The following is a 19,301-nucleotide window of genomic DNA, read 5'->3' on the forward strand; positions in this document are numbered from 1 at the left end:
CCGCCGCGTGGAGATCGTCCTCCGCTAAGCGGTCGCGACAGCGACTTCGCCTTCACGGGAAGGGGCGCCGAAAGGCGCCCCTTTCTGCGTTCAGGGGGCGGGAAGCGCCGCGAGGCCGGTGGCGCGGACCTCACCCGACAGGCGCAGCGCGGCGCCGTCTATCAGCCCAGCCGTGCGATAGGCTTCGGCGCGCGCGAGGCCGGCGCCGAGGGCCGCGGCGACAGCCGCCGGTTCCAAGGGCCCGACATCCAACGTCACGAGCCGGTCGCCCAGGTCGCTGTCGAGATCGAGGCTGCGCGCCGGCGCCCGCGTCACGGCCGGATGCGCGATGTCGACGGCGTTGGCGATCAGCGTCGCCGCGACATCCGCCGTCGCCGCGTCCCGCGCCAGCACCGTCACCGCATCCGCGATGCCGAGGGAGAAGGAACGCCCGTGGCGCCCCGACGTCGCGATCCCGCCAGGGCGACGCAGCGTCACCGCGCCATCGAGGCCCAGCGCCGTCGCGTCCGCGATCAGGCCGATCGCGAGGGCTTCGCCCGGCGCGACATGCACGGCGATGTCCCCGCCGTCGTTCACATAGGCGCGGTCCAGCGCAGCGGCCGCGGTCATCGCTGCGAGCACCGCATCGGCCACCGACCCGGCCACGGCCGCCATCGGCGTCACGAAGACCGGCGCGAAGGGGCGGCAGGCCGCGATCATGCGTTGCGCGATGGGATGGTCGACGTGCGGACGCTCGTCCATGGGGCGGCGCAGCTCCGGCAACTCCGCGACGAGGCCCGGCAGGATCGTGGGGAAGAGGCGCAGCGCCGCAGCCTCGGCCGCCTGCATCGCCTCCGGCGCACCCCAGGCGCGCAGCACCAGGTCGATCGGCCCGTGGGAAAGGTGCAGACGCCCGTCGGTCAGCCGCTGCGCGACGGGCGGGTCCAAGGCGTCACCGCGCGAAGGGCCAGGGATTGTCGGGGTGCCAGGTCTCGAGGCGCAGATCCTCGCCCAGGTCGCGCAGCACCTGCTGCACCGGCACGATCTCGTTCACATGGCCGCCGAGGCGCGCATAGAGCGCGCGCGGCATGGTGAATTCGATCGGTGCGACGATCGCCGGCGTCGGGACGTAGCCGAAGGAGAGCTTCGGCATGCGCAGGACGTCCGCCATGACGGTGATGCCGCCGCCGGGCCAGAGATAGACCGGCGCGCCGCCCATGGTGACGCGCGTCTCGCCCCGCGCGACCGACTGCGTCAGCAACACGGGGTTTTCCGTGACACCCGCGCGCAGCGATCCGCCGGCGCCGGCCATGAAGATGACGGAGCAGAGCGAGGGCTCGCAATTCTCCCCGATGCGATCGACGACGGTGCGCACGGCGGCGGGCATTTCCGCGGGCACGGGCTGCAGCGCTTCGTCCAGCACGCAGTAGAGCGCGTGGTCGCCGGTGGTGCTGGTGAACAGCAGGCGCAGGCCGGGCCACGCGACCTTCGGGTCGATCTTCTCGATGATCTCAAGCGGGTCGGTGATGTCGGTGCCGCCCCAGCCGAGGCCCGGCTGCGCGACCTGGAAGTAGCGACCCGGCGTGGAGCGCCGCCCGCGCACGCGGATGCCCGCGGGGCGCATGTTCAGCACCTTGCCGGCCTGGTGTTCGGACAGCACGCCGGTGATGTGGTCGTCGACGACGACCACCTCATCGACATGGCCGAGCCATTGCTGGGCGAAGATGCCGACGGTGGCGCTGCCGCAGCCGACGCGCATGCGCTTTTCGGGCGTGCCGTCCACGATCGGCGCGCGGCCCGCCTGCACCACCACGCCGTGGCCGCCGTCGATGGTCATCTCCACCGGTTCGGCATCGCAGAGCTTCAGCAGCGTCTCGCAGGTGACGACGCCTTCCTTCTTGCTGCCGCCCGTGAGGTGACGCACGCCGCCGATGGACAGCATCTGGCTGCCGTATTCGGCGGTCGTCACATGGCCCACCTGTTCGCCATTCACGCGCACCGCGGCGGATTCGGGGCCGAGGTGGCGGTCGGTGTCGATCTTCACCTTCACGCCGCAGTAGCTGAACATCCCTTCCGTCACGACGGTGACGGTGTCGACGCCTGCATGCGTCGAACCGACGATGAAGGGTGCGGGCTTGTAGTCGGGATAGGTGGTGCCGGCACCGACGCCGGTGACGAAGGCGCGCGACGGATCGAGCAGTTCGCCATCCCATTCGCCCTTCGCGAAGGCGACGACGGGGTGGTTGCCCTCGATCGCCTGGGCGAGCGTCAGCGAGGGGTCGGTGCGGACAAGGACGCCATCCTGGTTGGCATAGCGCGCGCAGGCGCCGGCACGGCCGGGACGGATGCGGCAGAGGACGGGACAGGCATCGCAGCGGATGATGCCGTCGCCCTCGGCGGCGCCGAACTTCTCGCTGCGGGCGGCACGCGATGTCATGGGGATGCCTCCGAAGGGCGGGGGGAGAAGAGAACTTCTCCCCCCGAGACCCCCCTCAACCTTCTTTGGCACATGGTGCTGTCCACCGCGGTCAGTCCCCAAAAGCCAAAGAAGGGAGGGGGATCGGGGGAGGTTCTCCTCCCCCGAGTCTTTCCATCAACCGATGCGGCAGCACCGGCACCTCCGTCATCCGCACCCCCGTCGCATGCCGGATGGCCGAGAGGATCGCCGGCGCCGTCGGCACCAGCGCGGGTTCGCCCACGCCTTTCGCGCCGAAGGGGCCTTCGGGCTCGGGGTCCTCGACCAGGTGGATGCGGATGCGCGGCATGTCGCCGGCGGTCGGGATCAGGTAGTCGTGCAGGTTCTCGGTGCGGCCGGGGATGAATTCCTCCATCAGCGCCAGGCCGAGTCCCTGCGCGACGCCGCCATGGATCTGCCCGGTGACGAGCAGCGGGTTGACCGCGCGACCGACATCCTGGGCGACGACGATCTCCTCGACCTTCACCGTGCCGAGCGCGGTGTCGACCCGCACCAGCGCGACCTGCGCGGCGAAGCCGTAGGTCGCGTAGGGCACGCCCTGGCCATCGGCATCGAGCGTGACGGTGGGCGGGTCGTAGCGCGCCTCCGCGGTGAGGTCGGCGTCCAGCGCGGCGAGGTCGAGGACGCGTGTGGTGTGCGCGTCGGCGACCGTCAGGCGCGTGCCGTCGAGCGAAAGCCGCGCGCCGTCGCCGGCATTGGCCAGCGCGAGGATGCGTGCGCGCAATGCCTTCGCGGTATCCTGCGCCGCGCGCCCCGACACGAAGGTCTGTCGCGAGGCGGAGGTCTTGCCTGCATCCGGCGTCAGCGCGGTGTCGCCGACGACTTGGCGCAGCGCGGCGATGGGCAGGCCAAGCGCATCCGCCGCGATCTGCCCGATCACTGTCGTGCTGCCCTGGCCGATGTCGACCGCGCCGTTGAACAGCGTGAGCGTGCCGTCGCGCGCGAGCGTGATGCGCATGGTGGACGGGTTGGAGAGCGCGGTGTTGCCGCAGCCGTACCACATGCAGGCGATGCCGGCGCCGAGGCGCAGCCGGCGATGCGTCGCGTTGTGCGCGGCGACGCGGGCAAGCATCGCGTCCCAATCGGCCTTCAGCGCGTCGAGGCAATCCGGCAGCCCGGCCGAGGCGTGCAAGACTTGGCCGGAAGGCGTCGTGTCGCCCTTGCCGATCGCATTGCGCCGGCGGATCTCCCAGCGGTCCATGCCGAGGGCGAGGGCGAGGTCGTCGACCAGCGCCTCGGTCGCGATCGCGGCCTGCGGCACGCCGAAGCCGCGGAAGGCGCCGGCGGGCGTGTCGTTCGTGTAGACCGCGCGGGTGCGGTTCAGCACGTTGGGCACGCGATAAGGGCCGGAGGCATGCACCGGCACGCGGTTCGCGACCGTCGGGCCCCAGGAGGCATAGGCGCCAGTGTTGAAGTCGCCATCGAGCGCGAAGGCGGTGAAGCGACCTTCGGTATCGGCCGCCATGCGGGCGCGCAGGATGGCGGGGTGGCGCTTGGTGGAGGAGGCCATGCTCTCCGCGCGCGAATAGACCATGCGCACGGGCCGGTTCGTCACGCGAGCGGCGACGGCGAGCAGTGGTTGCACAGAGACGTCGAGCTTGCCGCCGAAGCCGCCGCCGCAGGCGGTGGGGATGATGCGCACCGACTCATCCGGCACGCCAAGGACGCGGGCGGTTTCCTCGCGGTCCATCACCGGCGCCTGGGTGCAGGCGGCGATGGTCATCGCGCCGTCTTCACCGGGTTGGGCGTAGCCGGCTTCGGGTTCGATGTAGGCGTGCTCGACGAAGGCGGTGCGGAAGGTGCCGTCGGCGCTAACCGGCGAGGCGGCAAGGGCTGCCTCCACATCGCCGCGCCGCAGATGGCCGCGCACCAGGATGTTGCCCGGCGCATGGGCGTGGAGTTGCACCGCATCCTGCGCGCGCGCGGCCGCGACGCCGGACAGGGCGGGCAGGACCTCCCACGCGATCGGCAGGTCGGCGTCGCGCACAGCGGCGACGGCCTCGCGCGTGCCGAGCAGGCCGAGCACGGCTTCGCCACGGTAGCGGACATAGCCTTCGGCAAAGACCGGCTGGTCCTTGAGGTCGGGCATGATGCCGAAGGCGTTGCGCCCCGGCACGTCGCGCGCGGAGAGGATCGCGACCAGGTCGAGCCGATCGCGCGCGGCGTCGAGATCGCCGAGCGTGAAGCGCGCATGCGCGTGCGGCGACCGCACAGCGCGCAGCCAGAGCGCATCTTCCGGCGCGGCGTCGGCGCCATAGCGCTCGGTGCCCGCGACCTTGGGCGCGCCATCGACGCGCGGGAGGGAGGTGCCGACGCGGCCATCCGTCGCGCCGGGAGCGACGTCGCCGCGCGCGGCGTCCAGCACGGCGTCGATGATCTGCAGGTAGCCGGTGCAGCGGCACAGCACGCCGCCGAGGGCGTCTTCCACCGCGCGGCGATCGGGCGTCGCGTTCCGCCGCAGCAGGTCGAGGGCGGCCATCAGCATCCCCGGCGTGCAGATGCCGCACTGCGCCGCGCCGCGCGCGAGGAAGGCCGCGCGCAGCGTGTCGAGCAGGGGATCGTCGGCCTCGACCGTGGTGATCTCCGCGCCCTCGGCCTGGGCGGTGGCGACCAGGCAGGCGCAGACCTGCGCGCCGTCCATCAGTACGGTGCAGGCGCCGCAATCGCCGGCGTTGCAGCCTTCCTTGGTGCCGGTCAGGCCGAGGCCCTCGCGCAGTGTGTCCGACAGCGGCGCGAAGGGATCGGCGTCGACCTCGTGGCGCGTGCCGTTGACGGTGAGGACGGTCATCGCGCGAAGCCCGCCAGCAGGTCGCGCAGCAGCACCAGCGCGGCCTCGATGCGATAGGCGGCCGAGGCGCGCACATCGCCGATCGGCGCGAGCGGGGCGAGATGCGCGGGCTGCGGCACCTGCGGCATCTCGGAGGGATGCAGGCCGGTCAGCGCTGCCTCGAGCGCCGGCAGGCGGCGCGCGACCGGGGAGCAGGCGCCGACGGCGATGCGGGCCTCGGCAACGCGGTCGCCTTCGAGCCGGATCACGCCGGCCGCCATGGCGATGGAGATGACCAGGTAGCGCCGTGCGCCGAGTTTCTCGAAGCGGCTGCGCGCGCCGTCGCAGCGGGGGATGTGCAGCGCGGTGACGATCTCGCCCGGCAGCAAGGCTGTGCTCCGATAGCCGGTGAGGAACCGGGCGATGGGCAGTCGCCGCGTCGCTCCGGCCGAAGCCAGTTCCACCTCGGCATCGAGCACCAGCAGGTTCGGGATGCCATCTCCGGCCGGGGAGGCGGTGACGAGGTTCCCCGCGATGGTGCCACGGTTCTGCACCTGGCGCCCGCCGACCTCCCGGGCTGCGGCGCGCAGCCCGTCGAAGAGCGGCGGCAGAGGCGACCCCGCGATCGTCGTCCAGGTGGTGCGCGCGCCGATGCGCCAGCCTTCGGCGGTCTCCGCAATGCCGTCGAGATCGGGCACGGCCGAGAGGTCGAGGATCTCCGGCCGCCAGGGATCGCCCCAGCCCGCGCGCGCGGTGCGGATCGCGTGGATGTCCGTGCCGCCCGCGAGCGGCAGCGCGCCGGTCGCGGCGCGGATGGCGAGCGCGTCGGCGAGCGTGCGTGGGCGGTGGTAGGCGCTCATGCGGCGCGGCCCTGGCGCAGTGCTTCGGTCGCAGCGTCGTCCACCGTGCCGTCCGCGGCGATCGCCACGCCCCACAATGTCCGCGCCTGGTCGCGCGTGTAGTAGCCGCGCCGCACGTCGCGCGCGACCAGCGCCGGATCGCGCGCGAAGGGATTGCCGTAGCCGCCCCCGCCGGGCGTCATCACCTCCACCCTGTCGCCGGGCGCAAGCGCGATGCCCTGATCCTTCGACAGATGCAGCGGGATGGTGGTCGCACCGTCGCGATGGATGCGCACGGCGTTCGGCGCGCCGTCGCCGCCGCCGAGCACGCCGGGCGGGCCGAAGCGGCCATGATCCATGACGAAGGACGCACGCGCCTCGCCGCGCAGCAACTCGACCTCGTAGTGCACGCCGAAGCCGCCGCGATGCGCGCCGGCGCCGCCCGAAGCCTCGCGTAGCGCGAAGCGCGTGAAGAGGATGGGGTAGTACTGCTCCATCACCTCGACCGGCGCGGTCTTGCTGATGCCGATGGTGGAGCAGCCATTGGTCAGCCCGTCCTCCTTCGCATTGCCGCCATAGCCGCCGCCGGTGATCTGGTACATCACGTAGCCGGCGCCGCGCGCGGGATCGGTGCCGCCGAGCGCGAAATTGCCGGAGGTGCCGGCGGGCGCGGCGGTGACTTCGTCGGGCAGCGCCTGCGCCAGGCAGAGGAAGACGGCCTCCGCGATGCGCTGGCTGACCTCCGCGGCGCAGCCGGAGACAGGGCGCGGATAGCGGGCGTCGAGAAAAGTGCCCTCCGGCCGGATGATGTTCAGCGGGGCGAAGGTGCCGGCGTTGATCGGCACGTCGGGGAAGATGTGCTTCACGCCGAGGCAGACGGCGGAATAGGTCGTAGCCCAGACCGAATTCATCGGCCCGGCGCAAGGCTTCGACGATCCGGTGAAGTCGAAGGTCAGCGTGTCGCCTTGGCGCGTCACGGCGAGGGCGATGCGCAGCGGTTCGTTCACCACGCCGTCGGAATCGACGAAGGCCTCGGCGTGCCAGGTGGCCTCGGGCATGCGGCGGATCTCGGCGCGCATGCGTTCGGCGGCGCGGTCGCGGATCAGGGCGATGGCTTCGCGCAGCGTCGCGGCGCCGTAGCGCGCCACCATCTCGTTCAGGCGGCGCTCACCGACCAGCAACGCGGCGGCCTGCGCCTTGATGTCGCCGATGCGCTGTTCGGCGACGCGGATGTTGGACTGGATGATGGAGAGGATCTCGCGATCCATCTCCCCGCGCTTGAACAGCTTCACGGGTGGCAGGCGCAGGCCTTCCTGCTCGACCTCGGTCGCATGTGCGCTGAAGCCGCCGGGGACCATGCCGCCGGTGTCGGGCCAGTGGCCGGTGTTCTGCAGCCAGCAGAACAGCGCGCCGTCGACGAAGAAGGGCCTGGCGAAGCGCACATCCATCAGATGCGTGCCGCCCAGGTAGGGATCGTTGACGATGTAGATGTCGCCCGGTTCCGGCGCGGCGACGGCACCTTCGCCGATCAGGCGGATCAGGTGTCCGGCGGAATGCTGCATCGCGCCGACGAAGACCGGAAGGCCGCCTTCGCCCTGCGCGATGAGTGCGCCGTCCTCGGCGGCGTAGATGCCGTCGGAGCGGTCGTCGGCCTCGGCGATCACGGGCGAGAAGGCCGATCGGGAGAAGGCCAGGTCCATCTCGTTGCAGACCTGCTGCAGGCCGGCCTGGATGACGGCGAGGGTCAGCGCGTCCATGCGGTGCAAAGGTCGGGGGAGTGAACTCCCCCGAACCCCCTCCTTGTTCTGTCCGGGTGCCCGTCCTGCGTCCGGGCACGAATCGTCAAAGAAGGGAGGGGGATTCGGGGGAGGTTCTCCTCCCCCGACCTTCCTTCCGCCCGTCTCACGCCCGCACCCTGAGATTGCCGAGCGCATCCACCACCGCCTCGCTCCCTGGCTCGAGGATGATGGTCGCATCGGCCTGCTGCAGCACGGCGGGACCCGGGATGCGCGCGTCCTCGCGCAATGCCTCGCGCCGCCAGATGGTTGCCTCGTGCCAGGCACCGTCAGCGTAGAGGCGTCGTGTGCCGAGGCGCGCCTCGCCAGAATCGCCGGCGGCGAGCGCGCGCAGGTCGAAGGCGCGGCGCCGTCCGACGACGCTCGTCGTCAGGTTCACCAGCACCGCGCGGATCTCCGGCAGGCGCACCTGGAAGCGGGCGTAGTAGGCTTCCTCGAAGGCGGCCTGGATCTGGCCACGCGTCGGCGCCGCGGTATCGAGCGGCACGCGGATCAGGTGGGTCTGGCCGCGGAACTGCATCTCGGCCACGCGCTGGACCTCGATGCGCTCGACCTCGGCGCCGCCGGCGGCGACGCTGGACCGCCCGCGCGCTTCCTGCGCGGCGAGGACCTCGGCGATCTCGGCTTCCGCGATGTCGTCCAGGCCGCGGTTCAGCGTGTTCACCACATCCTGACGCAGATCGGCGACGAGGCAGCCCAGCGCATTCGTCAGACCCGGGCGGAAGGGAACGAAGACCTCGGGGATGCCGATCTCGCGCGCCAGCGCGACGGCGTGCAGCGGGCCTGCGCCGCCGAAGGCGAACAGCGCGAAGTCGCGCGGATCATGCCCGCGCGAGAGCGAGACCATGCGGATCGCGCCCGCCATCAGCACGTTGGCCAGGCGGATCACGGCCTCGGCCGCCTGTTCGGGCGTCATTCCGAGCGGATCGCCGATTTCGCGCGCGAAGGCCTCGCGGACTTCCTCGACGGCGACGCGACGGCCGGTGGCGAGCAGCCCGTCCGGATCGAGCCGCCCGAGCAGCAGGTTTGCATCCGTCACCGTCGGCCGCACACCGCCGCGGCCGTAGCAGATCGGTCCTGGCGTGCTGCCCGCGCTTTCGGGGCCCACGCGCAGCATGCCGCCGCGGTCGATCCAGGCGATGGACCCGCCACCGGCGCCGACGGTGCGCACATCGACCATCGGCAGGTGGATCGGCAGGCCATAGGCGATGGAGAGTTCCGCGGACACTTCCGGCACGCCGCCCGCGATCAGCGCGACGTCGGTGGATGTGCCGCCCATGTCGCAGGTGATGGCGTTGCGCACGCCGGACTGCACCAGCGTCGCCGCCGCGGCCATGACGCCGGAGGCCGGGCCGGACATCACCGTCTTGGCGGCCTCGCGCGCCACGGCGCGGGCCGGCACCGTGCCGCCATTGCCGTTCATCACCAGCAGGTCGCGCGCGTGGCCCGCTTCCGCGAGGCGATCCTGCAAATGGCGGATGTAGCGGTCGAGCACGGGCTGCACGGCGGCGTTCACGGATGCCGTGGTGCCGCGCTCGTATTCGCGGAATTCCGAGAGCAGGGAATGCCCGAGCGTCACGTAGTCGTTCGGCCAGATCGCGCGGGCGATCTCGCCGGCACGGGTTTCATGCGCGGGGTTGGCGTAGGCATGGAGGAAGTGGATGACCAGCGCCTCGCAGCCCTCGGCCAGCAGGGCGCGCACCTCGCGTTCGACCGCGGCCTCGTCGAGTGGCGTCAGGACATGGCCGCGGGCGTCCATGCGCTCGGCGACCTCGCGCCGCCATTCGCGCGGGATCAGCGGCTCGAAGGATCCGGTCATGCCATAGGCGCGCGGGCGCGTGCGGCGGCCGAGTTCCAGCACGTCGCGGAAGCCGGCCGTGGTGATCAGCCCGACCTTCGCGAGCTTGCGTTCCAGCACCGCATTCGTCGTCGCCGTCGTGCCGTGCACGATCAGATCGAGCGCGGCGGGGGTGGTCCCCGCGGCCTCGATGGCGGCGAGCACGCCGCCGGCCTGGTTCGCCGCGGTGGTCGGCACCTTGGCGATGCGAATGGTGCCGTCGGCTTCCTGCATCACCAGGTCGGTGAAGGTGCCGCCCACGTCGATGCCGGCGATGCGTCTGGCCATGCGATTACACCGTGAGGTAGGCGCGGCGGACATCCTCGTCCGCCTCGAGCGCCGCTATGCCGCCCTGCCAGCGCACGGTGCCCTTTTCCAGGATCAACGCACGGTCGGCGACGGCGGCGGCGAAGTCGAGGTTCTGCTCGGAGACCAGCACCGCGATCCCTTCGGCCTTCATGCGCAACACGGCTTCGGCCATCTGCTCGACGATCACGGGGGCGAGGCCCTCCGAAGGTTCGTCGAGCAGCACGGCCTCGGGGTTGCCCATCAGGGTGCGCGCGATGGTGAGCATCTGCTGTTCCCCGCCCGACATGGCGGAGGCGCGACGATGGCGCATCTCGGCGAGGTTGGGGAAGAATTCGAACAGCCGTTCCGGCGTCCAGGGCGCGCGGCCCGCCGGCGCGGCGCGGCGGCCGACCTCGAGGTTCTCGGCGACCGTCAGGTCGGTGAAGATGCGCCTTTCCTCCGGCACGTAGCCGAGGCCGAGGCGCGCGATGCGGAAGGGGGCGGCGCCGGCGATCTCCTGCCCCGCGAAGCGGACCGATCCGGCGCGCGGGGTCAGCAGCCCCATGATGGCCTTGAGCGTCGTGGACTTGCCCGCGCCGTTGCGGCCCATCAGCGCCGCGACCTCCCCGCGCGCGAGGTGGAGTTCGACGCCGAACAGGACCTCGGCGGGGCCGTAGCCGGCGCGCAGGCCCGTGACGTCGAGCACGCGGTCATCCATGCGCGGCCCTCCGCGCGCGGGCGGCGGCGCGCGTGCCGGAATGGCCGAGATAGACGCGCTGCACCTCGGGGTCGGCGCGGACTTCCTCGGGCGTGCCGCGCGCGATGATCTCGCCGCGCACCAGGACCAGGATGCGGTCGGCATGGGCGAAGACGGCGTCCATGTCGTGCTCGGTGAAGAGCACGCCGATGCCCTCGCTGCGCGCGATGCCGGCGACGAGGGCCATGAGCGCGGCGCGTTCCGCCGGCGCCATGCCCGCGGTCGGTTCGTCCATCAGCAGCAGGCGCGGCGCGGCGGCCAGAGCGATGGCCAGTTCCACGCGCTTCACGTCGCCATAGGCGAGCTCGCCGACCGGGCGATCCGCCTGCGCCGCCATGCCGACGCGATCGAGCAGCGCGAGCGCCGCGTCGCGATGCATCGCCGCCGCGTCCGCCAGCAGCTTCCGCGTCTGCCCGTGATGCGCGATCAGCGCCATCTGGACATTGCCGAGCACCGTGAAGGACAGGAAGGTCTGCGCCACCTGGAAGGTACGGCCGACGCCGAGGCGGCAGACCTCGCGCGGCGGCATGCCGGTCACCTCCTGCCCGGCGAGCGTCACGCGCCCGCCATCGGGCTTCAGCTGCCCGCCGACCATGTTGAAGGTGGTCGACTTGCCGGCGCCGTTCGGACCGATGATCGCCAGCATCTCCCCGGCGTTCAGCGCGAAGGTGACGTCCTTCGCTGCGAGCACGCCGCCGAAGCGTTTGGTCAGCCCCTCGGCCGCGAGCAGCGTCATGCCGGGCGCCTCCGCAGCGACGCCCAGGCGCCGGCCAGGCCGCGCGGGAAGATCAGGACCATTGCGATGATCGACAGGCCCAGGAACAGCCGCCAGTGGTCGGTCAGCGGCATGAAGAAGTCCTTCACCGCGTGGAAGGCGGCCGCACCCGCGACCGGACCGAGCACCGACTGGATGCCGCCGAGCAGGATCATGGACAGGAAGTCGACCGACAGCGGAATCCCGAGCAGCGTCGGGTCGATCGAGCCCTTCGAGAAGGCATAGAGCCCGCCCGCCAGCCCCGCCGCCGCGCCGGCCAGGGTGAAGCCGAGCCAGCGATGCGTACGCACGTCGACGCCGATCGCATCCGCCCGCTGCGCCGAATCCCGCGCCGCGCGCAGCGTCGCGCCGAAGGGGGCATGGATGACGCGGCGGAGGAAGATGATCGCCGCGACCGTCAGCGCCGCCGTCAGGTAGTGATAGACCTCGCGCGACGCCGCCCAGCGCGAGGGCCAGACGCTGACCAGGCCGTTGTCGCCGCCGGTCACCTCGACCCACTGGAACACCACGGCATAGGCGATCTGCGCGAAGGCCAGCGTCAGCATCGCGAGGTAGATGCCCGACAGCCGCACGACGAAGAAGCCGAACAGTGCCGCGAAGGCGCCGCCGACGATCGGGGCGGCGACCAGCGCGGGTTCCATCGGCAGTCCCGTCTTGGTCACCAGCAGCCCCGCGCCATAGGCGCCAAGGCCGAAATAGGCCGCATGGCCGAAGGAGACGATGCCGCCATTGCCGACCAGGAAGTTCAGCGAGAAGGCGGCGAGCGCGAGCACCAGCACCTCGGTGCCCACCTTCACCGCATAGGCGTCGACCAGCGGCAGGGCGAGCAGCGCGAGCAGCGCGACCCCCGCCAGCACCTTGCCCGCGAGGTCGAGCGGCCGCGGATCGAGGATGCCTTCCGGCAGCACGGCGCGGCCCGCCGCGGCCTCGGGCTTGCCGAACAGCCCCCAGGGCTTCACCACCAGCACGGCAGCCATCAGCAGGAAGACCAGCACCAGCGTGATCTTGGGAAAGACCAGCACGCCGAAGGCCTGCAGCAGCCCGATCAGCAGCGCCGCGACGAAGGCCCCCGGCACGGACCCCATGCCGCCGATGACGGTGACGACGAAGGCCTCGGTGATGATGGACAGGTCCATCTGCGCGCTGGCCGAGACGCGCGGGATCTGCAGCGCGCCGCCGAGGCCCGCCAGCGCGGCGCCGAGGAACAGCGTGCCGGTGAACAGCATTGCTTGGTTCACGCCGAGCGCGCCGACCATCTCGCGATCCTGCGTCGCGGCGCGGATCAGCACGCCGAAGCGCGTGCGGTGCATCAGCAGCCAGAGCAGCGCGAGCACCGCCGGCCCGACGAAGATCAGGAACAGCTCATAGGCCGGGAAGCGCTGGTCGAGGATATAGACGCCGTGGCGCAGCCCCGGTGCGCGCGGGCCTGGGATGTCGACCGGTCCCCAGACCAGCAGCACCAGGTCCTGCACGATCAGCACCACGCCGAAGGTGGCGAGCAGCTGGAACAGCTCCGGCACGCGGTAGATGCGGCGCAGCAGCAGCACCTCCATCACCACGCCGAGCGCACCCACCGCCAGCGCCGAGGCCAGTACGCCCGCGAAGAACAGGGTGGGCGAGCGGTCGAACTCCAGCAGCCAGGGCACGATCGTGACCGCGATGTAGGCCCCCAGCATGTAGAAGGAGCCGTGCGCGAAGTTCACGATGCGCGTGACGCCGAAGACGATCGTCAGCCCCGAGGCGATCACGAAGAGCGATGAGGCGCTGGCCAGGCCCGACAGGGCCTGGACCAGCAGGAAGCTCCATTCCACCGTGGGTCAGGCGCGGGGTCGCGCCGCGAGCACTTCGGCCTCGGGGAAGAGGTAGTTCGCCCCGTCGGCGTAGCGGATGTTCTTCATCGCGCCCTGGCGGCCGCGCAGCGTCGTCTCGCCGACCCAGGTGCCGAGCGTGCCCTGGTGATCCAGCCCGCGCATCACCACCGGCCCGACGATGCTGTCCGTCCGCAGGTCGGCCAGCGCATCGACCAGCGCCTCGGTCTCGAGCGTGTTCGCCTTGTTCAGCAACGTCGCGATGATCTGCACCGTGACGTAGCCGAGCAGCGAGCCCTTGCGCGGCGTGTCGTTGAAGCGCGCGCGATAGGCGTCGATGAAGGCCTTGTGGGCCGGCGGCGCCTCGATCTGCTCCCAGGGATAGCCGGTGACGATCCACCCCTCCGGCGTCTCCTCGCCGAGCGGGATCAGGTATTCCGGCTCGCCCGTCAGCAGGGAGACGACGGTGCGGCGTTCGAACAGGCCGCGGGTGTTGCCCTCGCGGACGAAGGCGGTCAGGTCCGGGCCGAACAGCACGTTGAAGATGCCGTCCGGGCGGGACTGCGCCAGCGCACCGACCGTCGCACCGGCGTCGACGCGGCCGAGGGCGGGGAACTGCTCGGCGACGATTTCGGCATCCGGGATGGCGGAGGGCAGCAGGCGCTTGAAGTTGGCGGCCGCCGACTGGCCATACTCGTAGTTCGGCGCGACGATCGCCCAGCGCTTCACGCTCCGCCCGCGGATCGCCTCGACCAGCATGCGCGTCTGCATGTAGGTCGAGGGCCGCACGCGCCAGGTGTAGCGGTTGCCCTGCGCCATGGTGATGGCGTCGGTCAGCGGCTCGGTCGCGAGGAAGAGGCGCTTGCGCTGGTTCGCGAAATCCGCGACCGCGAGTCCGACATTCGACAGGAAGGTGCCGGCGAGGAAGGAGACGTTCTCGCGCGTCAGCAGTTCCTCGGCCACGCGCACGGCGTCGCCGGGCGTCGATCCGTCGTCGCGGAAGACGAATTCGATGCGCCGCCCGCCCATCACGCCGCCCGCGGCGTTGATTGCATCCTGCGCAAGTTGCATCGCGTTGCGGTAGGGCACCGCGAAGGCTGCCATGCGCGAATAGGAATTGAGTTCGCCGATGCGGATCGGGGCGGGCTGCGCGAAGGCCGGGCTTGCCAGCGGGGCGACGGCCAGCGCGCCGAGGGCGCGGCGGGAGACGGTGAAGCGCGGCATCCGGAAGCCTCCTGGTATGTCCCTGTCGGTGGGATGATCGGGGCGGTCGCGCTGCAGCGCAATGGGGTCGTTCCGCTTGACCACCGGCGAGGGTCCATGCCTTTGTCGATCCCGGAATGGATTACGCCGCGGAGTTGCCCGACCTCATCGCCGCCATCGCCACGGGCGAGCGGCGCGCCCTGCGCGTGGTCTACGAACGGCAATCGGTGCGGCTGTTCGGCGTGGCCAATGCGATCCTGCGCGACCGCGACGCCGCGGCGGACGCGCTGCAGGACGCCTTCGTGAAGATCGCGCGCCGCGCCGGCCAGTTCGACCCCGCGCGCGGCACGGCGGAGGCCTGGCTCGGCGGCATCGTGCGCCATGCCGCGCTCGACCTGGTGCGCGCGCGGGGGCGAGAGATCCCGACCGACGATCCCGGCCTCGGCGACGAGGCGATCGACCCGGAGGCGGAGGATCGCCTCACCGCCACCGAGGAGGGGCGCCGGTTGCGGGAGTGTCTCGCCGGGCTCGAGCCGAAGAACCGCGACGGCATCATCCTCGCCTATGTGCACGGCCTGTCGCATCCGCAGATCGCCGCGCGGCTCGCCCTGCCGCTCGGCACGGTGAAGTCCTGGATCCGGCGCGGCTTGCTGGCGCTGCGGGAGTGCCTCGCATGATCCCGACCGATCCCGTGGAACGCGACGCGCTGGCCGCGGAATACGTGCTCGGCACGCTCGATGCGCATCGCGCGGGCCAGGTCGCACGCGCGATGGAAACCGACGCGGCGCTGCGGGACGCGGTCGCGGCCTGGGAATCGCGGCTCGCGCCGCTCGGTGACCTCGCGACACCGGAAGCGCCGCCGCCCGGATTGTGGGAACGCATCGCCGCCGCGCTCGACGGACCGCCGGCCGAGGCGCCTGCGCCGGCGCCACCACCCGCCCCGCGCCTGTGGCGGTTCTGGGCGATCGGGGCGAGCGCCGTGGCGGCGGGCCTCGCGGCGCTGCTGGTGCTGCGCCCGGCGCCGGAGCCGCGGCTGATGACGGTGCTGCTGACCCAGCGCGACCAGCCGGCCTGGCTGGTCGAGGCCGAGGGCGGCGCGCTGCGCCTCGCCGCGTTGAACCCGCAGCCGGTGCCGGCCGATCGCGTCATGCAGCTCTGGGCGCTGCCGCAGGGGGCGACGGCGCCGACCTCGCTCGGCCTGCTGCCCGGGCCGGATGCGCGGCTGACCGTGACGCCGGCGGCGATCCGGCCCGAACCGGGGATGCTGATCGAGATCACCCTCGAGCCGCCGGGCGGTTCGCCGACCGGACGACCGACGGGGCCGGTGCTCTTCATCGGGCGGCTTTCGCCGGCGCGGGGCACCTGAGATTTTTTCGTGCGCCCTGCATCCGGGCGCGCATCCGGTCCGTAAGGCGGTCAGCGGGGCCAGTCACGGCCCTGCCGGACGAAGGAATGACCGCCATGACGACCACCCTCCGCCTGGCCCTCGCGGCCTTCGGGATGATCGCCGCCGCGCAGGGCGCGCAGGCCGCGACGATCATCGGCCTGACCGCCGACAACGCGCTGGTGTCCATCGACAGCGAGGCGCGCCGCGCCGCAGCACCCGTGCGCATCACCGGCGCCGATGGCCGCGTGCTCGGCATCGACCAGCGGCCGCAGGATGGGCGGCTGTATGGCGTCACCGATCGCGGGCAGATCGTGACCATCGACCCGGCGACGGGGCGCGCGACGCAGGTCAGCCGGCTCAACACCGAATTCGCCTCGGGCGGGCGCGCGGTGGTCGACTTCAACCCGGTCGCCAACCGCCTGCGGCTGATGGGCATGAACGGCACCAACCTGCGCGTGAACGTCGATACCGGCGAAGCGGCGCGCGACGGGGAGCTGAAGTATGCCGCCGGTTCGCCCCATGCCGAGACGACGCCGCGCATCGTCGCGGGCGCCTACACCAACAGCGTCGCCGGCACGCAGGCCACGGCGCTTTACACCATCGACACGCTGACGCGGTCCTTCAACCTGCAGGCACCGCCGAATGACGGCGTGCAGCAGCCGCGCGGCCAGGTCGCCGAGATGCTGCCGCCCGGCGTCGCCTTCGACATCCTGCCGGACGGGCAGGGCGGCAATGCGGGCTACCTGCTCGCCGGCCGCGTGCTGCACATGGTCAACCTCGAGACCGGCGCGGCGCGCGCGGCGGGCGAGGTCGCGAACCTGCCCGCCGTCGAGGTGATCGACATCGCCGCCATGCGGTGACCCGGGCGCGCCCCCGGGCGGGCGGGACTGTCCCCGGCGGCGAGCCCCCACGCCGCCACGCCCCGCCCCGGGGGAAAGCGCAGGACCCGCGCCCGCATCCGATGCGATGCGGGCGCGGCTTTCGTCAGGCGGCGAGGACGCGCCGCGCCACCACGTCGAGCTTCGCGAGCATGTCGGGATCGCGCTTGTCGGGCGCGGTGATCAGCGCGTGGTCCAGCGCGCGGTCGCAGCCGGCTGGGCAGGGGCCGCGCGGCGCGCCGAGCCGCGGCACCACCGCCTTCACCAACGCGCGCGCCTTGTCTGCGTTCGAGAAGAGGACCTTCACCACCTGTTCGACGGTGACGTGATCGTGGTCGGGGTGCCAGCAGTCGAAGTCGGTCACCATCGCCATGCTCGCGTAGCAGAGCTCCGCCTCGCGGGCCAACTTGGCCTCGGGCATGTTGGTCATGCCGATGACGTGGCAGCCCCACTGGCGATAGAGCAGGCTTTCCGCCTTGGTGCTGAACTGCGGGCCTTCCATGACCAGGTAGGTGCCACCGCGGCGCACCGGGATCGCGATCTCCTCCGCCGCCGCTTCCAGCGCGTCCGACAGGCGCGGGCAGACCGGGTGCGCGACCGAGACATGCGCGACGCAGCCGGTGCCGAAGAAGGATTTCTCGCGCGCGAAGGTGCGGTCGATGAACTGGTCGACGATGACGAAATGCCCGGGCGGCAGGTCCTCGCGCAGCGATCCGACGGCCGAGAGCGAGATGAGCTCGGTGCAGCCGATCCGCTTCATCGCATCGACGTTGGCGCGGTAGTTGAGCGCGGAGGGCGGCGTCGGGTGGCCGCGCCCGTGGCGCGGCAGGAAGGCGACGCGCACGCCGGCGAGGCTGCCGGTCAGGATCTCATCCGAAGGATCGCCCCAGGGGGTGCGGACCTTGACCCACTGCCGGTCCTCGAGCCCGTCGAGGTCATAGACGCCCGATCCGCCGATGAAGCCGATCATGGGGGTGATGGTGTCGGACATGGAAAGGACTCCGGGTGCTGCGCGAGGCCCGTTTAGCGCGGGGCGCGGCCCGTGCTAAGCGGGCGGCATGACGTTCCGCGCCGCCGCCCGAGTCCTCCTGCCCGTCGTGATGCTGACCCTGGCGCTCGCGGCCTGCGGGGATCCGGCGCGTGAGCGCGACGGGCTGGGGCCGCGCGGGACGGCACTGCCGCCGCCGGATCCTGTCACGGGCGCGGCGCGGACGGCGCTGCCGGGGCAGTAAGTCGGGACCTCGCCTCGATACGCACGTTGGTCAGATGGGCGCCGGCCAGGTCCTCGACGCGAAGTGGACTGCCCTGCGAGCCAGTGGCGGTGCGGTAGACGGCCCCGCCCGCGAATGTGACATCGCGCAGCGTGGCGCCGGCGAAGTTTGGGTTCACGATACTGGCGCCACGGATATACACGGTCGTCAGTCTTGCGTGCGCGAGGCGCGTGTCTCCGAACAAGGGCTCGACCAGCCGGCTTTCCATGATGGTTGCGCCGGTCATATCAGCTTCTCTGAAGCTCACGCCTCGCGGAAACGCAATGCGTTCCAGATGTGCATCGCGAAGATCCGCGCGCCGCACCGCGGGGAATCCCGTCGAGCCAACGAAGCGCGATCCTCTGAGATCGACGCCCGACATGTTGACGGAATTGAACCGTGTATCCTCGAAACGCGCTCCGCGCAGATCGCTCGATGTGAGGCTGACGCGTGCGAGATAGGCGCCTGAAAAGTCCGCTCCCCGCAGGTCGTGCCCCGAGAGATTCAGACCACTCAGATCCGCTTCGCGGAAATCGACCCTTTGGAGGTCCGAGAGGTCACCCACCGCGACACGCGCAACGCCCATGGCGGCCAGGATGTCCGGGTGCGGCCCCAGGCGGGCGCGTGCCCCTTCAAGGAGCGCCAGAGCCTCGTCCGGCCGGCCTTGCGCGGTCAGAACGCGCGCCATGCCGACCTGGGGATCTGCAAGGTCCGGGAAGGTGTCCACGATTTCCCGATAGGCGGTCAGGGCCCGTTCATGATCGCGCCAGAATCGCAGCAGTCGCGCGCGAGCGAGCACCGGCGCAACAGTGCCTGGCGCAGCGCGTACGGCGTCGTCTGCAGCCGAGAGTTGCTCCCCGAGGCGATGGAGCACGGGCGATGCCGATGTCGCGTGCCATCTTGAGCAATAGCCCGTCCCGATCTCGCCACGGTGGCGCGAGCCGAAAACCGTCTCTTCGTCCCCAACGCTGAATGTTGTGCCACACGAGGCGCTGTCCACGTTAGTCCGCACGACGACGCGGTCCGGCAACGCGCCCTTCCAGACCTGGAGCACCTCAAACGTCGTGCGCTGCGTGCGGGGGGCGGCCCCGTCGTCGTTCTCCTCCACCGCGACGACGCGGCCGCGGAAGACGAGATCGCGCTCCATGACGGCCAGTTCCGGCATGACATCAGGGCGGCAGGAGCAGGCAAGCGACTGGGCTGCCGGGAAGAATAGGCCCGCAACGACCAAGAGCGCGAACCAGAGGCGGTGACCGCGTGG

At 71.5% G+C, this 19,301-nt stretch carries 16 protein-coding genes; 4 read left to right on the top strand and 12 right to left on the bottom strand.

Going from position 1 to position 19,301, the window contains the following annotated elements; translation table 11 throughout:
* Nucleotides 1-90: 90 nt before the first annotated feature.
* The 10 genes from GWK15_RS21470 to GWK15_RS21515 form a co-directional block, all read right to left on the bottom strand.
* Entirely contained in the window at nt 91-927 is an 837-nt protein-coding gene (locus GWK15_RS21470; protein WP_168043449.1) for a UPF0280 family protein, read from the bottom strand.
* 4 nt (nt 928-931) lie between these two features.
* The gene (locus tag GWK15_RS21475) at nt 932-2,416 is read right to left on the bottom strand and encodes a 6-hydroxynicotinate reductase (protein ID WP_168043450.1); all 1,485 of its coding nucleotides are present in this window, start codon (nt 2,414-2,416) and stop codon (nt 932-934) included.
* A gap of 91 nt (nt 2,417-2,507) precedes the next feature.
* Nucleotides 2,508-5,243, bottom strand: coding sequence for a molybdopterin-dependent oxidoreductase (locus GWK15_RS21480; RefSeq protein WP_168043451.1), 2,736 nt, complete (start codon nt 5,241-5,243; stop codon nt 2,508-2,510).
* Nucleotides 5,240-6,082: an FAD binding domain-containing protein gene (locus tag GWK15_RS21485; protein WP_168043452.1), complete on the bottom strand. Its 843-nt coding sequence runs from the start codon at nt 6,080-6,082 to the stop codon at nt 5,240-5,242. Before GWK15_RS21485 ends, GWK15_RS21480 begins: the two co-directional genes overlap by 4 nt.
* The gene (locus GWK15_RS21490) at nt 6,079-7,818 is read right to left on the bottom strand and encodes a hydantoinase B/oxoprolinase family protein (protein ID WP_209442345.1); all 1,740 of its coding nucleotides are present in this window, start codon (nt 7,816-7,818) and stop codon (nt 6,079-6,081) included. The genes GWK15_RS21485 and GWK15_RS21490 overlap by 4 nt, the downstream gene beginning before the upstream one ends.
* Nucleotides 7,819-7,963: 145 nt before the next feature.
* Nucleotides 7,964-9,982: a hydantoinase/oxoprolinase family protein gene (locus GWK15_RS21495; RefSeq protein WP_245211811.1), complete on the bottom strand. Its 2,019-nt coding sequence runs from the start codon at nt 9,980-9,982 to the stop codon at nt 7,964-7,966.
* Nucleotides 9,983-9,986: 4 nt separating this feature from the next.
* The gene (locus GWK15_RS21500) at nt 9,987-10,700 is read right to left on the bottom strand and encodes an ABC transporter ATP-binding protein (protein WP_168043455.1); all 714 of its coding nucleotides are present in this window, start codon (nt 10,698-10,700) and stop codon (nt 9,987-9,989) included.
* On the bottom strand, nt 10,693-11,475 hold the full coding sequence (locus tag GWK15_RS21505; RefSeq protein ID WP_168043456.1) for an ABC transporter ATP-binding protein: 783 nt from the start codon (nt 11,473-11,475) through the stop codon (nt 10,693-10,695). The genes GWK15_RS21500 and GWK15_RS21505 overlap by 8 nt, the downstream gene beginning before the upstream one ends.
* Nucleotides 11,472-13,325 (bottom strand): ABC transporter permease subunit, encoded by a 1,854-nt coding sequence (locus GWK15_RS21510; protein ID WP_168043457.1) that lies wholly within the window; start codon nt 13,323-13,325, stop codon nt 11,472-11,474. The genes GWK15_RS21505 and GWK15_RS21510 overlap by 4 nt, the downstream gene beginning before the upstream one ends.
* 6 nt (nt 13,326-13,331) lie before the next feature.
* Nucleotides 13,332-14,546, bottom strand: coding sequence for an ABC transporter substrate-binding protein (locus GWK15_RS21515; RefSeq protein ID WP_168043458.1), 1,215 nt, complete (start codon nt 14,544-14,546; stop codon nt 13,332-13,334).
* Between the two features lie 116 nt (nt 14,547-14,662).
* On the opposite strand from GWK15_RS21515, the gene GWK15_RS21520 reads away from it, so the two are divergent.
* The 3 genes from GWK15_RS21520 to GWK15_RS21530 all read left to right on the top strand — a co-directional run bounded on the left by GWK15_RS21520 (nt 14,663) and on the right by GWK15_RS21530 (nt 16,772).
* Nucleotides 14,663-15,202, top strand: a complete 540-nt coding sequence (locus tag GWK15_RS21520) for a sigma-70 family RNA polymerase sigma factor (RefSeq protein WP_168043459.1) — start codon at nt 14,663-14,665, stop codon at nt 15,200-15,202.
* Entirely contained in the window at nt 15,199-15,891 is a 693-nt protein-coding gene (locus tag GWK15_RS21525; protein WP_168043460.1) for an anti-sigma factor, read from the top strand. Before GWK15_RS21520 ends, GWK15_RS21525 begins: the two co-directional genes overlap by 4 nt.
* A 95-nt stretch (nt 15,892-15,986) precedes the next feature.
* Entirely contained in the window at nt 15,987-16,772 is a 786-nt protein-coding gene (locus GWK15_RS21530) for a DUF4394 domain-containing protein (RefSeq protein WP_209442346.1), read from the top strand.
* Between the two features lie 124 nt (nt 16,773-16,896).
* On the opposite strand, the gene GWK15_RS21535 is transcribed toward GWK15_RS21530, so the two are convergent.
* A complete protein-coding gene (locus GWK15_RS21535; protein WP_168043461.1) occupies nt 16,897-17,781 on the bottom strand; it encodes an S-methyl-5'-thioadenosine phosphorylase in 885 nt (294 codons plus the stop codon).
* Nucleotides 17,782-17,848: 67 nt separating this feature from the next.
* Here GWK15_RS21535 and GWK15_RS21540 point away from each other — a divergent pair, with 67 nt between their 5' ends.
* The gene (locus tag GWK15_RS21540; protein ID WP_168043462.1) at nt 17,849-18,022 is read left to right on the top strand and encodes a hypothetical protein; all 174 of its coding nucleotides are present in this window, start codon (nt 17,849-17,851) and stop codon (nt 18,020-18,022) included.
* On the opposite strand, the gene GWK15_RS21545 is transcribed toward GWK15_RS21540, so the two are convergent.
* Nucleotides 17,985-19,205, bottom strand: a complete 1,221-nt coding sequence (locus GWK15_RS21545; RefSeq protein WP_168043463.1) for a pentapeptide repeat-containing protein — start codon at nt 19,203-19,205, stop codon at nt 17,985-17,987. The genes GWK15_RS21540 and GWK15_RS21545 overlap by 38 nt on opposite strands.
* Nucleotides 19,206-19,301: the final 96 nt, after the last annotated feature.

Origin of the sequence: Neoroseomonas oryzicola (genome assembly GCF_012163135.1) — a bacterium.
Lineage (GTDB): Bacteria > Pseudomonadota > Alphaproteobacteria > Acetobacterales > Acetobacteraceae > Neoroseomonas > Neoroseomonas oryzicola.

What these genes read in the sequence shown, in the direction of transcription:
- GWK15_RS21485 (WP_168043452.1), bottom strand. Translation starts at nt 6,082, where the DNA reads ATGAGCGCCTACCACCGCCCACGCACGCTCGCCGACGCGCTCGCCATC.
- GWK15_RS21520 (WP_168043459.1), top strand. Translation starts at nt 14,663, where the DNA reads ATGGATTACGCCGCGGAGTTGCCCGACCTCATCGCCGCCATCGCCACG.
- GWK15_RS21525 (WP_168043460.1), top strand. Translation starts at nt 15,199, where the DNA reads ATGATCCCGACCGATCCCGTGGAACGCGACGCGCTGGCCGCGGAATAC.
- GWK15_RS21490 (WP_209442345.1), bottom strand. Translation starts at nt 7,818, where the DNA reads ATGGACGCGCTGACCCTCGCCGTCATCCAGGCCGGCCTGCAGCAGGTC.
- GWK15_RS21540 (WP_168043462.1), top strand. Translation starts at nt 17,849, where the DNA reads ATGACGTTCCGCGCCGCCGCCCGAGTCCTCCTGCCCGTCGTGATGCTG.
- GWK15_RS21515 (WP_168043458.1), bottom strand. Translation starts at nt 14,546, where the DNA reads ATGCCGCGCTTCACCGTCTCCCGCCGCGCCCTCGGCGCGCTGGCCGTC.
- GWK15_RS21535 (WP_168043461.1), bottom strand. Translation starts at nt 17,781, where the DNA reads ATGTCCGACACCATCACCCCCATGATCGGCTTCATCGGCGGATCGGGC.
- GWK15_RS21475 (WP_168043450.1), bottom strand. Translation starts at nt 2,416, where the DNA reads ATGACATCGCGTGCCGCCCGCAGCGAGAAGTTCGGCGCCGCCGAGGGC.
- GWK15_RS21500 (WP_168043455.1), bottom strand. Translation starts at nt 10,700, where the DNA reads ATGGATGACCGCGTGCTCGACGTCACGGGCCTGCGCGCCGGCTACGGC.
- GWK15_RS21480 (WP_168043451.1), bottom strand. Translation starts at nt 5,243, where the DNA reads ATGACCGTCCTCACCGTCAACGGCACGCGCCACGAGGTCGACGCCGAT.
- GWK15_RS21530 (WP_209442346.1), top strand. Translation starts at nt 15,987, where the DNA reads ATGACGACCACCCTCCGCCTGGCCCTCGCGGCCTTCGGGATGATCGCC.
- GWK15_RS21505 (WP_168043456.1), bottom strand. Translation starts at nt 11,475, where the DNA reads ATGACGCTGCTCGCGGCCGAGGGGCTGACCAAACGCTTCGGCGGCGTG.
- GWK15_RS21545 (WP_168043463.1), bottom strand. Translation starts at nt 19,205, where the DNA reads ATGCCGGAACTGGCCGTCATGGAGCGCGATCTCGTCTTCCGCGGCCGC.
- GWK15_RS21495 (WP_245211811.1), bottom strand. Translation starts at nt 9,982, where the DNA reads ATGGCCAGACGCATCGCCGGCATCGACGTGGGCGGCACCTTCACCGAC.